Consider the following 14,347-nt stretch of genomic DNA (forward strand, 5'->3'; position numbering starts at 1 on the left):
CCAACCCTTTATGCTGAATTGCCCGATGATTAACGGCCATAGAGCACCTCCACCGGATAAAGACGAGCGATGCGACGGGCGGGGAACCATGTTCCAATCACTGCAATTAAAACAGAAATCACCAGCACACAAGGCACCACCATCCAGGCAAAGCTCAGCGGTGCACCAAACAGCATCAGGCCGATGGTTTTTGCCAACCCCCACCCCGCCAGGCAACCTGCCAGTCCGCCGATCAAACCGCTGATTGCCGCTTCAAGATAGAACAGCATCAAAATTTGCCACTGCCGCGCGCCCAAGGCTTTCATTAAACCAATCTCTTTCGCCCGCTCCATAATCGTGCTGGTCATCAGCGACGCGATCCCCATCGCTGCTGCAATCAATGCGGCCAGTGTCACCACCGCCAACAATAGCTGTATCTTTTCAATCACCACTCCTTCTGATGCGGCGACTTGCCAGATAGGCCGCACCACTGAACCGGATATTGCCTCTTCTAATTGGTGAGCAATGGAAGAAACGTAAGCAGTGCAGTACCACAAGTCATATTCTTCGGCGTTGAGAGCTTCCAGATTTTCGCGTGCTTTACGCGACAGTTCATTCTCCGGCACCGTCAGAGCCGAGACTCGGATTGCCTGAACTTTCCCCGGAAGGCCAAGCAGCGATTGCACTGCGGCCAGTGGCAACACCAGGCGACTTTCCTCTTCGCCACCACTGCTGAGCACGCCACTTATCTTCACTTTCAGCGGGCCAGAAGCTCCGTTAAGGTTCAGTTCATCACCGATTTTCCAACCGGTCTGTTGTGCCAGTTGCTTACCTAATAAAGCCTCTACTTCTGTGGCATCAGGTTTGACCGGCTCTTGCGGCCAGTTACCATTGACTTGCCAATAAGGGCTAATAATTTGCTGACCGGTGTGATAATCCTCTTCATCAGGCACATCAACGGGCTGATTAAAATAGGTGCCTAATAGTGGGATATCCTGACCGTTAACCTCAGTTTCCCCACTCAACAATGGGGCAAAACCCACAATATTGTTACGCCAAAAAATATCTTTGATGTTGGGTAATTCAGCTTGATCCAGAAAATCCTGGCCCGTAAGTGGGTTACTTTTCTCACCAAACAGGGATGGCAATGCCACCTGACCGGCGGGCTCAATCAGGATATTGGCACCATAAGACTTCAGTTCGCGGGACATTTTATCGCCAATATCTATCGACACCGCCAATAATGAAGAAATGAGTCCGGCGGCCAAAAATACCGTAAATACGGCCAGTGATTTACGACGGACATTTCGGAACCAAGACTGCTTGAGCATGCGCCACAGCATAATTACGGGTTCTCCTGTGAGTCATTGTCTTCATCACTGAGAACCGGGGTAACAAATTGCTCTGGATGTTCGCGGAAACGGTTGTAATTAGCCTCGGATGAGAAGAAGTAGGTTTTATCGCCATAACTATATTTATACTCAGCCTTTTGGTTCGTCAGGTGAGTTTTATCAACTGGATCAATGACATCCAAGGTAACAACCGTCGTGAAGTAATTCACGCCCGCCTCAAGAGATGCTTTGGGAATAACTAACTCTTTATCATCACTTTTCCAATCTTCCAGTGGGATTGGATTACATCCCCCAGCTTTGCCGATAGACGGAATAAAGATATGCACCGCACAAGCAACACAGATCACCTGATTACCCTCCATCACATAACCCTGATCACCGCACAATAGGCAAGCGTCAAAGACCACACTCAGGCGCAAGCGATCGGGATAGCGGTTGATAATAAAGAAGCGCACAGCTTTACCATCATCAGCCACCCAGACAAAACGGTGTAATTTACCATCTCGCACTTGCTCAACGGGGATATGAACTAAGCCATCGGCGGCTAACTCGACGGGTAAAGCCTCCGATAATTGAGGGGGTTGAGAGGCGACTTTATCCCAGTAAAGCTGGGCTCCAGCCACCACGACCCAAGCCAGCAAGGAGAAAATAAAGATTCTACGTACATTACGGTAATCAGCTAAGGCTTTGCGGTGCGCAATTGGCTCCGAATGTTCAGTAACCACCTTACTGGAGTGGTGCAACGGTATTAGATAACACAGGGTCGTTATCGCCAACAACAGTGCGCAAACATAGCTTAACCAGGCATGACCATTGGTGACTAAAGCAACATAACTGAGCAGTGATTTGGTTAACGGCAAGACCTGTAGCTTCATCAATAACAAGATTGCATCGCCACTCAGCGGCAAAATCAGCAATAGCGTTAACAGGACCAGCAGTGGCCAACGGATATACCGCAACTGCCTTACCATCATCAACAGCAATACTGCACTGAAGACAACCCAAGCAAATGCCACCACAATGGCAGCCAGGTTAAGTAGTAAATCAGTATTGATCACATGAGTATTGGTAAACGCGCCCAGATTGGGGTTATTCCCCCAATTAAATGCAGCCCCCAATACCAACAATGCCTGCCAACCATAGCCTACTGCGCGGCCAAGGATAAATTGACTGAATAAAAATAATATCAATGCAAGGAGTTGAATCCCCGCCAGAGCTAACTGCAATTGCTGCGATTTTGGATAATGAGCACCGGCCCACATCCCTGCCACCACCATAAGTATTGTTATCCATACGACGCGATTTAATGCAGGCGCAGGCCTAACAGCCCAACTCAGCCCCAGTAATAACGCGACAGGTAAAAAGGCTTGTAGTACGGAAACAAAAAAGTAACTCATTAGCACACCTTGGAGGGATCACAACACCTGCCAGTTATCACTGCTGACCTTACAGGAAACTGATAACACCCATTATCTGACCATTTATCATAAAGAAAAGCCGCGACAACGATGCTGCCATCGCGGCCAGTGTTATCAATTCAGGCCGGTATATTTAAAGTCATAACTCACATCAAAAGGTTTCCACCAGCGACCAACACCGGTTTCGCTATCGGTATGGCGATGCAGACCCGCTTTGGATGGCTCGCTGATATGGTAGGTAACTTTGTAATTACCTACGCCCATCATTTTGATATTCGCGCCATAATGTGGGCCATCACTGGCAACCATTGGCATAAATGTACCTTCTTGCTTAGCACCCGTGTCTGTATTCACCAAGGTATAAGCGATGGTCAGGTATGGCATCCATTCACCGGCACCGAAACCATTTTTATTACCTTCAGTAGCATGAATATCCGCTTCCAGATGGATATCGGCTTTCGCGGCAGGCAAGCCCATGCCACGAGGCTCCATATCAATCGGTTGCAAATAAACCGCAGCAATTTCCATATCATTAATTTTGATAGGTTCGCCCGCAGGATACTCTTTAAAGGCAAAAGCAGCAGGTGCTGCAAAAATACTTGCAATGATGCTGCTGGCAATAATCGTTTTCTTCATAGTCATGTAACACACCCTCAGGTATCAAATGATAAGTACAGTTTGTTATTCACACCGGCATCATGCCGGGCCATCATACTGAGATATTACTGAGCCGGAATAGCGCGCCCCCGCCGCTGCATTACCCACAAGGCAACCAGCGCAGCAATCAGCAATATTCCTTGAGGAATCAATGTTTCCAGATACGGATAGATCCCTAACCAACTAATTTCAGGTACGCCAGGCAGCAGTGTTGGCTCAAACAATTTGCCTTCAATCAACTCAAGAACACTCTTACCGGCAAACACAAATGCCATCAGGTACATAAAACCACCGGTAAACATAAAGAAGGGTTTGAGCGGCAATTTGACGACGGTAAAGCGCATGACCAGATAAGCCACCAGCAAGATGACACAACCGACACCAAAACCGGCCAAGATAGACAGGTGACCGCTCGTTGTACTGGCGTCACCCATCAGTGCGAGATAGAACAGAACGGTTTCAGCCCCTTCGCGGTACACCGCCAGGAAACTGGTTAGCCATAGCCCTATCATTGAGCCACTACTGAGTGACTTGGAGAATTTCCCCTCCAGATAGGCTTTCCATTGGCGTGCTTCCGTTTTTGATAGCAACCAATAACTCATGGAGAACAGCATCACCACCGCAATCATCATGGTGAAACCTTCTAATAACTCTCGACTTTGCCCTGAATTTGCAAATAGCCACTGGAAGACAAAGGCCGTTAACACACTGGCAATTAAGGCCACCACCACGGATTGGCGAATCAGTGGCAATTTGTCCTGATGATTGTTTTTCACCAGATAAGCGACGATAGCCGCCACAATCAGCAAGGCTTCCAACCCTTCGCGCACAATGATCAGCAAGCTGTAGATGAACAGACTCCAATCCGTTTCATCCCCGCCACCGAGCATCTCAACCGCGCTGGCCAGATCTTTTTGCAAGGCCACGGCTTCCGTTTGTAGCTGTTCTACTGGCTGACCGGCTTTCATCAAACTGACTAAGCGGGTGAAATGGCCCTCTAATGTTGATTTGAACGCAGCATCACGCGAGCCAACTTTATTCTCCATACCGCTGGCTTCGAATAAATCAAAATAAGTATCCTGGACGGCCATCATTGCTGGCGTGGTTTGCCCGTTCTGGTACTGGCTGATGGCTTCGCTAATAGCCTGATTTATTTTGCTGGAAACAGCTGCCCAATCGGCATTAGCCTGCCCATCAGAATTGGCATTTGAGTCAGAAGGTTGTCCTGAGGCGGGTTGATCAGCGGTAACTTGCTGCTGCTCACGGGTAGTCGGTAAGCCCGGCAATGTATCTTCGATGGTTTGAAGTAAGCCCGTGACACGATAGGCAACTTCGGTTAGTTGGTCGGGTTTACTGGTTAAATCGATGAGAGCAGTAAATTGTTGGTTTATCGCCGCGGCTTGTTGTGCAGAGCGATTGCCACGCACCGACATCTCCATTTCAGAGTTTTTAAACCCCAGATAGTGCGCTTGTTGCACACTTTGGCTGGCGGCTGCGAATTTACCTTCTTGATATTCACTAATAGCCTGCGCCAATAAGTCATCAATAATCTTGAAACTTTGCTGCCAGTAAACAGCAATGTCGCTGTTTTCATAGGTTGCATGTTGCTGTTCAGCAGTAAGTTTATGGCCGTCAGTTAAAACGGGCAGTACGCCAGCCAACTCACCTTTAAGCCAATTAATTTTTTTATCAACCTCAGCCTGGGGTTTCCCCTCGCCGATCATGCGCCGGATTTCACCAAAGGCGGCTTCCATTTGATAACTTTTCTGCGCCGAAATATTGATGCGAATCGGCCCTTCCAGGTTCTCAAATACTTCAAAATAAGCCATTTGTACCGTGGTGCGGGCTTCATCATTTTTCTGCTGTTGGTACAACTGAGAGGTTTTATCGAGACGGGATTGGATATCATTGACCCACTGCTGATAGTCTTGAGTCGCCCAGGCTAAAGAGCTGGATAGCCACCAACAACAGCAAAGCAGGAAGAGTTTGTGCCAAGTTCGCATAATGAGTGACGCACATGAAGTTGATAATGAGATTTATTAACATTAACACTAAACAACAGAAATGTGTCTTGATCCGTATCAAAATATATTTAGTCTTTTGAATTTTTGTTTAAAAATGCGGAATACCTCGCAAGATTAGGGCGAGTAACAGCAATGAATAAGGCGGTTTGGTGATGAGTCACATTCAAACGGAATATGAACAGGTTCGCGCAATTATCGGTGATAATTCTTTAATAACTCTGCTATCTATCGGCCATGAATCGACAACGGTGGTCGCGGGTAGCTCTGGCATGGTTTTCGCTGAACAGTGGCTTACTGTTGGATCTAATAATGTTGCTTTGCGTTATTTCAAACATAACCCCCCCACGCCAGATGAGATGGAAACCGCCATTATGGTGGTGGAAGATGAGGTTATTCGCATCAGCCCTGCGGTGAATAAAACCTCACAACTGATTACCACCGATGATTATATTGCCGAGATTGCACATCTTGCGGGCTTACCCACGCAAGCGAAAACCGTTATGTCGCTGGAGTCTGTTGAGCGAATGTTTGACCGGCTGGCAGCCGTCATGATGGGTAGGCCAGCTGCATCGGAAGGAATTCCCGCAGATAATGAATTTGCTGCACGTTTGCTGATTTTACGCGAATTTATGCATCATTTGCAGTTTTCTGCCATTACAGTGCTGAGATAAAAACGACATGGTTGAGTGAGTGTTTTGGCTAAAAAAACTGACAGGGCCGTATTCGCGGCTCACTGTCAGTTCATAATTAATAGTCAGTTCATAATTAATGGTCAGTTTCTTTTTACTGCCGATGATGATTCGGCTTACTTACCGGTTTTTTTAACCAGATTATCCGCAGGTAATTCCCCCGGCAGATAATTAGGTAAACGACCGGCCGGGAAAATAGCCAGTAGTGATAACAATGCCATAATCAATAAACCAAATTTCAGTGAGCGAAGACGGGCTTCTTCATTGACTCGCACCGCTTCCGCGACCTGCTCTGGTGTCGCAGTGGTTTGCGCCAACACGCCTTGCAGACGGTCATTACTGACGAAGTTGATGCTATCCATATTTACTTGCGCCTGAATTTCTGGTGTCAGAATTGGCGTTTCAGCCACACCACGGATCACGTTGGCACTGAGCAAACCGACCAGCAGCGCACCGGCAACAGCAGTACCGATAGCATTTGCCAGGTTATTAGTCGTACCACGTAATGAGCCGACATCTCCGGCCAGTTCTTTCGGTGAGGCACTGACCAACACGTTGAACAGTAAAGTTACCAACGCCCCCTGAGCCAAACCAAATACCACTAAACCAAACAGTACCGCGAATTCACTCCAGTTATTGCGCACCACAAATGCCAGCCACAACAGAGCAATGGTACAAGTGATGAAACCATAACGGCCAATTTTGCGTGGTGTCAGCTTCTTATAGAAACGAACAATCAACATCGCTGAGAAGAACACCGATAAGTTAAATGGCATCATGGCAATCGCCGTCGCCATCGGGGTACTGCCCTGCACTATCTGGATATACAACGGAACCGAGAAGTTCAGCATAGCTTCCAGTGCAACCACTGCAAACATAGCAAATACAGCGGCTTTTTCAGTCGGTGAGCTAAGCACTTCCAGCGCCAATAAAGGTGTTTTACCTTGTTCTTGACGACGGCGAGTCCAGACGACAAACGCCTGACCCAGCACAATACCCAATACAATCATGAAAGGTGCAGGAGAGAAGCCCAGCAGATCGAATGGCGCACCATCACGAACCAGACCGAAGCCCCAGCGATTGAGGTTGTTAAAGCCAAATGACAGCAGGATAATCGCCGACGCAGCCAAAATGACACCGAACACATCAATGCCAACTTCCGGGCGGCCCTGGTCAGACTTCAAACGGAAGCTCAACACAAAGATGATGGCAGACAACACAATCAAGATGCCGAACGCTGGACGCCAGCCGATATATGTTCCCAGAACACCACCAATCAGGAATGCTGCCACACCGGCACCGGCACGCGCTGAGCCTAAAGCACCCAGTGCTGTTGCCTGTTGCGTACCGCGGTAGTTTTCAGCAATCAAGGCCACCAGAGCAGGAACCAACGCGGCACCCGCCAGACCACTTAATGCCTGAGCACTGATCATCACGGTGACATTTGGGCTGAATGTCATCATGACCTGCGCGACACCAAACAACAGAACGGTACTGCGGAATACCACCAGCGGCCCGAAACGTTGGTTGAGTTTGGCACCCAACATCACGAAACCAGCAACAGACAGTGAGTACATCACGATCGCCGTTGCAATCGTCGTTGGTGGCACATTAAAGCTCTTGACCATTCCACCTAACGCTACCGGCAGGGAGGCCACGTTAAATGACATCAGAATCTGGGCCAATGCGATGGTGATCATCGGCACCCAAGACTCTTTAATTTCTGCACCTGCGCGGTGAGTTGATTGATTCGCCATAAATATCTCTATCCTTTTGAAAAACAATATTGTTTTAAACTCAACCCGGTTTTACAAAGCGCGTTTGTCGCCACATGACCGGTTTTTTGAGTTTTACCTGACTCTCACGGCTCAACTCTTTTCGGTGTAAGGCTCAGAAACAAACATGTCCATCCCAAGACTACGTGATAAGAACCGAGCGGCCAGTTGACCTTTAACACTATTACCAGCGCTATCCAGTAACGGTGCAAAAGTCCCCAACCCACCCTTACCCGGTGACACTGTCACAATACCGCCACCAATACCGCTTTTCCCAGGAAGGCCGATATCATAAAGCCAGTCCCCAGATGTTTCGTACAACCCTGCCGTTACCATTACCGCCAATGCGTAATGGCAAACATCATTATCGACCACCCGCTCACGAGTCAGTGGATTAACCCCACCGTCCGCCAGTGTCGCACCCATGACAGCTAAGTCCTTAGCACTGACATTCAACGAACATTGGCGCGTATAGAGATCGGTGGCGATAAGGGGATCGCACCCCAGACGTCCATAACCTTCCAATACATTGGCTATGCCACGATTGCGGAAATTGGTTTCACAAGCAGATTGATACACTTCTTCATTAAGGGTCAGTTCTCGGCCAGCAAAGCGACACAAACCGTCATAAATGAATTTCCACTGCTCGTCACTGGTCGCCCCTGGAACCAGGCTGGTGGTGGCAATAGCACCGGAGTTCACCATAGGATTAGTGCGCCCATCAGGTGCCCGCTCAATGGCCGTCACTGAGTTAAATGCCATACCTGTGCTGTTGACGCCCAGTTTTTCACGGGCAACTTTCGCCCCGATAGCCTGGCAGACCAGTGCAAAAACAAAAGGTTTGGAGACGCTCATGATGGTAAATTCATAATCTACATCACCAGCTGAATGCACTTTACCGTTAGTGCCGACCATGCAGACGCCAAATAGATTAGGAGGAATGCGTTCTAATGCAGGATAAACCGTCGAAACAACACCTTCATTGTCAGTACTAAACCGTTTGTGGGCTTCTTGCACCAATTTAACCACCGTATCTGGATCTGGCAGATGTCCGGTAGATACATAGTCGATAATTCCATTTTTGCTATCATCTGTAGGCATATAGTTATCTCCCGTTTGCCTTCTGTTTATTTTTCTTTCTTTCTTTTGGCTCTATGGCTTATTTTAATCGCCAGAAATACAGCTACGTTTTAATTTATATAAAACGATAATAGTAATTTTTAGTTTCTCTGAGTCCTGCGTTATCAAAAGATCATAAAATTCTCAGAGTAAGATATCTCAGGTTATGGAAACTGTATATCAGTTGTTTTGAATTACTGGATTATGTATTTTTCAAAAGAAAACATAAAAAAACATTGTAATGTCATAGTAATAGCGATAAAGGATGTGATTTTTGCTCGCGGTTATTTAATAACAAACAGCAGATAAACATGTAAGTCAGCATTAATCCGACATAATAATTAATTATTATCTATAACGAGCCATTTAAATAAATGTTACGCATTGGTACACATATTCCAGCGCCAAAACAACATCAAGCGGAACATCTCTTCCCCCCCAATAGCGCTACAGTCTTCACCCACCGACACATAAAAGCATAAAGCCCCCCTTACATCAAAGAGACCCGCACAGGGGTAAAATTGATAACGATAAGAATCGTGATGTCACTAAAGTGACCCTACGTCTCAACCACCTAATAAGTAAACAGCGTAAACTGTAGGGTAATAATGTTTGCAGCTATTTATATGGCACTCGGATCAACAAGCTGGACGCCTGAACAACACGCAGCCGGTGTCTCTGGAGACTGACATGAACAACGCAACAACGGCTGGAAAGCAAAAAGTGCCATTACGACTGAGTACATCAATAACCCTGATGGTCTCTGCGGTAATCGTCTCAGTGCTATTGGTGGTTCACACATTCTTCTTCATGCAACTTAGTCAGATGGCACAAGATGGCTTGCGCGATAAAGCCGTTGCCGTCGCGCGAGCCTTATCTTTTTCACCGACGATTATTCACGGGCTAACAGATCCAGAATCCGAACGACAGATTCAGGCTTACACCAGTGAAGTTCAGAAAGCGAATGACCTGCTGTTTATTGTTGTAACTGATATGAAAGGTCTTCGTTATTCACATCCTAACCCTGAGATGATCGGTCAGCATTTTATCGGCGATGATTTACAACCGGCACTGCAAGGCAAAGAGAATAGCGCAATAAACCAAGGGGTACTGGAAAGAGCATTACGTATTTTTATTCCTGTCTATGGGCCTCATAGCCAGCAAATTGGAGTCGTCGCGATTGGAATTTCTCTGACCAGCATTGATACAGTTGTCAGTGAAACCCGTTGGACTATCCCCTGGATCATATTATTTGGTGCACTGATTGGCTCACTCGGTACATGGTTTCTAGTTAAGGCGCTGAAAAGAATCATGCTGGGCTTCGAACCCTACGAAATATCTAACCTATTTGAACAGCGTAACGCCATGCTGCAATCAATTAAAGAAGGTGTCATCGCTGTTGATGCTGGCTCGCGCATTACTGTGGTCAATCATGAAGCAAAGCGTTTATTTAAGCAAAGTGAGCCGATGGAGAATTTATTACTCAGCAATGCCATTAAATATTGGCCCGTGCGTTTGTATTTGCAGCAGGTTTTAGAAACCGGCATTGCCCGCCGTGATGAAGAGATCAGCTTTAACGGCAGCATATTACTGACCAACACTGTTCCGGTGATGGTGAAAGGCGATATTATCGGCGCAATCGCCACTTTTCGAGATAAAACTGAAATCAGTCAGTTAATGCAACGTCTGACTGGCATGGCGCATTATGCCGATGCATTGCGTGCACAATCACACGAATTTATGAATAAACTCCATGTGATTCTGGGTTTATTACATATGAAGCATTACCAGCAGCTTGAAGATTATATTGTTAAAACATCAAATAATTATCAGGCGGAAATTGGCTCGTTACTACGCAAGGTAAAATCCCCTGTCATTGCAGGTTTTATGTTGGGTAAAATGAACCGTGCGCGCGAATTAGGGATCGTTCTTTCCATCAGCGACGATAGTTTATTGCCAGATACTGATGATGAGCAAGTGACGACCACCTTAATTACGGTATTAGGTAATCTGATAGAAAATGCCATGGAAGCTATTGGTAGCCAATCTCAACGAGAAATAAGTGTCAGTTTCCATTATCAAAATGGCCGGGTACATTGTGTCGTAAGTGATGATGGGCCTGGTATTAAAGCTGAGTTACAAGACTGTATTTTTGACAATGGCTTCTCGACAAAAGGGGATGAACACGGCATTGGTTTGAGCCTGGTTCGCCAAAGTTTAGAAAGTATTGGCGGCAATATTGAATTCGATTCTGAGGCCGGGGTTTTTACACAGTTCTTTATCAGTATTCCCTACAATATAACCTCAAATAACATGGCTTATAGTGATAATTTTTCAAACAATATCAGCGCGGTAAATCATGATTAATGTATTGATAGTAGATGATGATGCAATGGTAGCGGAGTTGAACAAGTGTTATCTGAGCCAGGTGGCAGGTTTCAACTGTTGCGGTTCAGTCTCCAGCTTACAGCAAGCCCGTGAGCATTTTATGGCCGCATCACAGCCCACTGACTTGGTCTTGTTAGATGTATTTATGCGCCAAGACAATGGATTGGACTTACTACCTGTCCTACGCGAATTCAGTGAACATACTGATGTGATTGTTATTTCATCTGCCACGGATGTAAATACTATTAAAAAAGCACTGCAATACGGTGTGGTGGATTACTTAATTAAACCATTTCAATTTTCGCGTTTTGAAGAAGCGCTTTCTACTTATCGCGAAAAGCAGAACTTATTGGGGCAACGTGAATATTGCGCGCAAGAAGATGTCGATTCATTGTTACGCCGCAGTAATGCGATCATATCTACCGAACGAAAAAAATTACCCAAGGGCCTGACAGCGCAAACACTACGAACTGTTTGTGAATGGATTCAAGAAGTGCAAGAGAGTGAGTTTTCAACCGAACAAATGGCAAATGCTATTGGTATTTCACGCGTTTCTTGCCGTAAGTATTTGATTTATCTTTCTGATACTGAGGTTTTGAATACTAAGGTTTTATATGGCGCAACTGGACGCCCAGTTTATCTGTATAAACTTTTGCTTGGCAAACAAGAGCTATTAAAACAATACTGCCAATAACATCACCATCAAGCTGAACTCAGCACTTAATAACAGACGGTACACGATAGGAAATACCGTCTGTTATATTATGACTGCAACATTTATTTACATTACCCAATCTAACGACAGCGCAGCATCGGTATCTGAATGGTATTTATTAACCGCTCACTTTATTGTAGGTTATTTAATCAAAAAATAAATACTATTACCTACAATGAGTTTTATTCTAAATAAAAATAAACCCTGATTTTATAAAATTACATCAACACTGTATTATCTACTCATTCAATTAAAACAACATACAATTACAGATTAAGTCATTATATTAGATGACATATAAAAATTTAAACATTATCAACGCGGATAGTTATTTTTTGTGTTTGAAACAAAAAACAATATTCCAGCAATAACAACCAGTTACATCAACAATTACAATTTAACAAATAACCAAAATAAATACATAAACACAGAAGCATCTATCGTGATTATAAATTAATCTCCTTATCTAATTACTGATTCCTGTAATACAGCAAAAAAAAATAATTTATAAGTGAATATTTTTTTGCCTCATAACGACATAAACGATAGCATGCCCTCCCATAATTCAATAGTCGTGCTAAACACCATAACAAGTGAAGGCGCTAAGACGCTATTTATGCATTAACCTTTAGCAATCAGTTGCAGTAATACATTCACAATGATTGCACAACAGACGGGAAAATAGGGAATGTCAATAATATCAGGAAAGCACTCAACGGAAGCTCCTCCTCACGCGGCGAGAAAGCGTTGGTTGGATTCTCATGATACTGGCTATCACAAAAGTATGGGCCGACGTCATATACAGATGATAGCGATCGGCGGTTCTATTGGTACTGGCTTGTTTTTGGGTACAGGTGCCCGGTTACAAATGGCAGGCCCAGCATTAGCTTTGGTCTATTTAGTTTGCGGGATTTTCTCGTTTTTCATCCTCAGAGCCCTAGGTGAACTGATTTTACATCGCCCTTCCAGTGGTAGCTTTGTTTCATATGCTCGTGAGTTTCTCGGCGAAAAAGCATCTTATGTGGCCGGCTGGATGTATTTCCTCAATTGGGCAATGACCGGCATTGTCGATATCACTGCTGTTGCCCTCTATATGCATTACTGGGGTACTTTCTCAGATGTTCCTCAGTGGTTGTTTGCTTTAGGTGCGCTATCAATTGTCGCCACCATGAATATGATTGGAGTGAAATGGTTTGCAGAAATGGAGTTCTGGTTTGCATTGATCAAAGTTGCTGCTATTTCGCTGTTTTTAGTCGTTGGCGTGATCTTCCTCGGTACGGGGCAAAGCGTTGCTGGCCATCCATCTGGCATACATTTGATAACGGATAATGGCGGATTCTTTCCGCATGGTTTGCTTCCTGCATTGGTATTAGTTCAGGGGGTCATATTTGCTTTTGCAGGTATTGAGCTAATTGGCACCGCTGCCGGAGAATGTAAAGACCCGGAAAAAATGCTTCCTAAGGCTATTAATAGCGTGATTATACGTATTGGACTGTTTTATGTCGGCTCTGTGGTTCTGCTGGTATGTTTGCTACCCTGGAATGCCTATCAAGCAGGCCAAAGTCCTTTCGTAACATTCTTCAGTAACTTAGGTGTCCCTTACATCGGGACTGTCATGAACATTGTGGTTTTATCTGCTGCACTTTCTAGCCTAAACTCAGGTCTATATTCTACCGGACGTATATTACGTTCGTTATCAATGGGCGGCTCTGCTCCGAAATTTATGTCGAAAATGAGTCCTCAATCTGTTCCCTATACAGGGATACTGGTGACAGTTTGCGTCTATATCTTGGGTGTAGTATTAAATTATCTTGTACCATCACAAGTATTTGAAATTGTATTAAATATTGCATCATTAGGAATTATTAGTTCATGGGCTTTCATCATTGTTTGTCAGATGAAGTTGCGTCAGGCAATAAAGAGAGGGACAGCGAAACCTGTCTCTTTCAAAATGCCCGGAGCCCCGATAACATCCTGGCTGACACTGTTCTTCCTGGCGGGTGTATTAGTGATGATGGCGTTCGACTATCCAAACGGTACTTGGACCATTGCAACGTTACCTGTGATCGCCATATTGCTGGTTATTGGTTGGTTTTGTTTGCGTAAACGCGCCCATGAGGTCGCCGTAGACCCAATGAGTACTTCAACCAAAGAAAATGAAGTGCAAATAACACAACCAGCTGAGTTATATGAACAAAAATCAGTAGGCTAAATAAAATATGCAGTCCGTA

At 45.3% G+C, this 14,347-nt stretch carries 10 protein-coding genes; 4 read left to right on the plus strand and 6 right to left on the minus strand.

Annotated features, from left to right (window positions below):
• Positions 1-29: 29 nt before the first annotated feature.
• The 4 genes from FTB31_RS06915 to FTB31_RS06930 all read right to left on the minus strand — a co-directional run bounded on the left by FTB31_RS06915 (position 30) and on the right by FTB31_RS06930 (position 5,409).
• Positions 30-1,322, minus strand: coding sequence for an ABC transporter permease (locus FTB31_RS06915; protein ID WP_077175438.1), 1,293 nt, complete (start codon positions 1,320-1,322; stop codon positions 30-32).
• Positions 1,323-1,324: 2 nt separating this feature from the next.
• Positions 1,325-2,728, minus strand: coding sequence for a Fe-S-containing protein (locus FTB31_RS06920; protein WP_227725978.1), 1,404 nt, complete (start codon positions 2,726-2,728; stop codon positions 1,325-1,327).
• 135 nt (positions 2,729-2,863) lie between these two features.
• Complete coding sequence (locus tag FTB31_RS06925; protein WP_004390794.1) at positions 2,864-3,391, minus strand: iron transporter; 528 nt, start codon at positions 3,389-3,391, stop codon at positions 2,864-2,866.
• 80 nt (positions 3,392-3,471) lie between these two features.
• Complete coding sequence (locus tag FTB31_RS06930; protein WP_077295248.1) at positions 3,472-5,409, minus strand: FTR1 family protein; 1,938 nt, start codon at positions 5,407-5,409, stop codon at positions 3,472-3,474.
• 173 nt (positions 5,410-5,582) lie between these two features.
• Here FTB31_RS06930 and FTB31_RS06935 point away from each other — a divergent pair, with 173 nt between their 5' ends.
• On the plus strand, positions 5,583-6,101 hold the full coding sequence (locus tag FTB31_RS06935) for a hypothetical protein (protein WP_050075408.1): 519 nt from the start codon (positions 5,583-5,585) through the stop codon (positions 6,099-6,101).
• 134 nt (positions 6,102-6,235) lie between these two features.
• Here FTB31_RS06935 and FTB31_RS06940 read toward each other — a convergent pair whose 3' ends face one another.
• Both FTB31_RS06940 and glsA read right to left on the minus strand, forming a co-directional pair.
• On the minus strand, positions 6,236-7,876 hold the full coding sequence (locus FTB31_RS06940; protein ID WP_050075407.1) for an MFS transporter: 1,641 nt from the start codon (positions 7,874-7,876) through the stop codon (positions 6,236-6,238).
• A gap of 111 nt (positions 7,877-7,987) precedes the next feature.
• A complete protein-coding gene (gene glsA / locus FTB31_RS06945; RefSeq protein WP_050075406.1) occupies positions 7,988-8,995 on the minus strand; it encodes a glutaminase A in 1,008 nt (335 codons plus the stop codon).
• 708 nt (positions 8,996-9,703) lie between these two features.
• On the opposite strand from glsA, the gene FTB31_RS06950 reads away from it, so the two are divergent.
• From FTB31_RS06950 to ansP, 3 genes are all read left to right on the plus strand, one after another.
• Positions 9,704-11,380, plus strand: coding sequence for a sensor histidine kinase (locus tag FTB31_RS06950; RefSeq protein ID WP_227731244.1), 1,677 nt, complete (start codon positions 9,704-9,706; stop codon positions 11,378-11,380).
• Positions 11,373-12,095, plus strand: coding sequence for a two-component system response regulator DcuR (gene dcuR, locus FTB31_RS06955; RefSeq protein WP_050075404.1), 723 nt, complete (start codon positions 11,373-11,375; stop codon positions 12,093-12,095). Before FTB31_RS06950 ends, dcuR begins: the two co-directional genes overlap by 8 nt.
• Before the next feature lie 709 nt (positions 12,096-12,804).
• A complete protein-coding gene (gene ansP, locus FTB31_RS06960) occupies positions 12,805-14,328 on the plus strand; it encodes an L-asparagine permease (protein WP_050075403.1) in 1,524 nt (507 codons plus the stop codon).
• The last annotated feature ends 19 nt before the right edge of the window (positions 14,329-14,347 follow it).

Source organism: Yersinia proxima (assembly GCF_902170785.1).
Classification (GTDB): domain Bacteria; phylum Pseudomonadota; class Gammaproteobacteria; order Enterobacterales; family Enterobacteriaceae; genus Yersinia; species Yersinia proxima.

Bases quoted from the DNA above. Each gene is read 5' to 3' on its own strand.
- FTB31_RS06935 (WP_050075408.1), top strand. From the start codon at position 5,583: ATGAGTCACATTCAAACGGAATATGAACAGGTTCGCGCAATTATCGGT.
- glsA (WP_050075406.1), bottom strand. From the start codon at position 8,995: ATGCCTACAGATGATAGCAAAAATGGAATTATCGACTATGTATCTACC.
- FTB31_RS06915 (WP_077175438.1), bottom strand. From the start codon at position 1,322: ATGCTGTGGCGCATGCTCAAGCAGTCTTGGTTCCGAAATGTCCGTCGT.
- FTB31_RS06940 (WP_050075407.1), bottom strand. From the start codon at position 7,876: ATGGCGAATCAATCAACTCACCGCGCAGGTGCAGAAATTAAAGAGTCT.
- FTB31_RS06920 (WP_227725978.1), bottom strand. From the start codon at position 2,728: ATGAGTTACTTTTTTGTTTCCGTACTACAAGCCTTTTTACCTGTCGCG.
- FTB31_RS06950 (WP_227731244.1), top strand. From the start codon at position 9,704: ATGAACAACGCAACAACGGCTGGAAAGCAAAAAGTGCCATTACGACTG.
- dcuR (WP_050075404.1), top strand. From the start codon at position 11,373: ATGATTAATGTATTGATAGTAGATGATGATGCAATGGTAGCGGAGTTG.
- FTB31_RS06930 (WP_077295248.1), bottom strand. From the start codon at position 5,409: ATGCGAACTTGGCACAAACTCTTCCTGCTTTGCTGTTGTTGGTGGCTA.
- ansP (WP_050075403.1), top strand. From the start codon at position 12,805: ATGTCAATAATATCAGGAAAGCACTCAACGGAAGCTCCTCCTCACGCG.
- FTB31_RS06925 (WP_004390794.1), bottom strand. From the start codon at position 3,391: ATGACTATGAAGAAAACGATTATTGCCAGCAGCATCATTGCAAGTATT.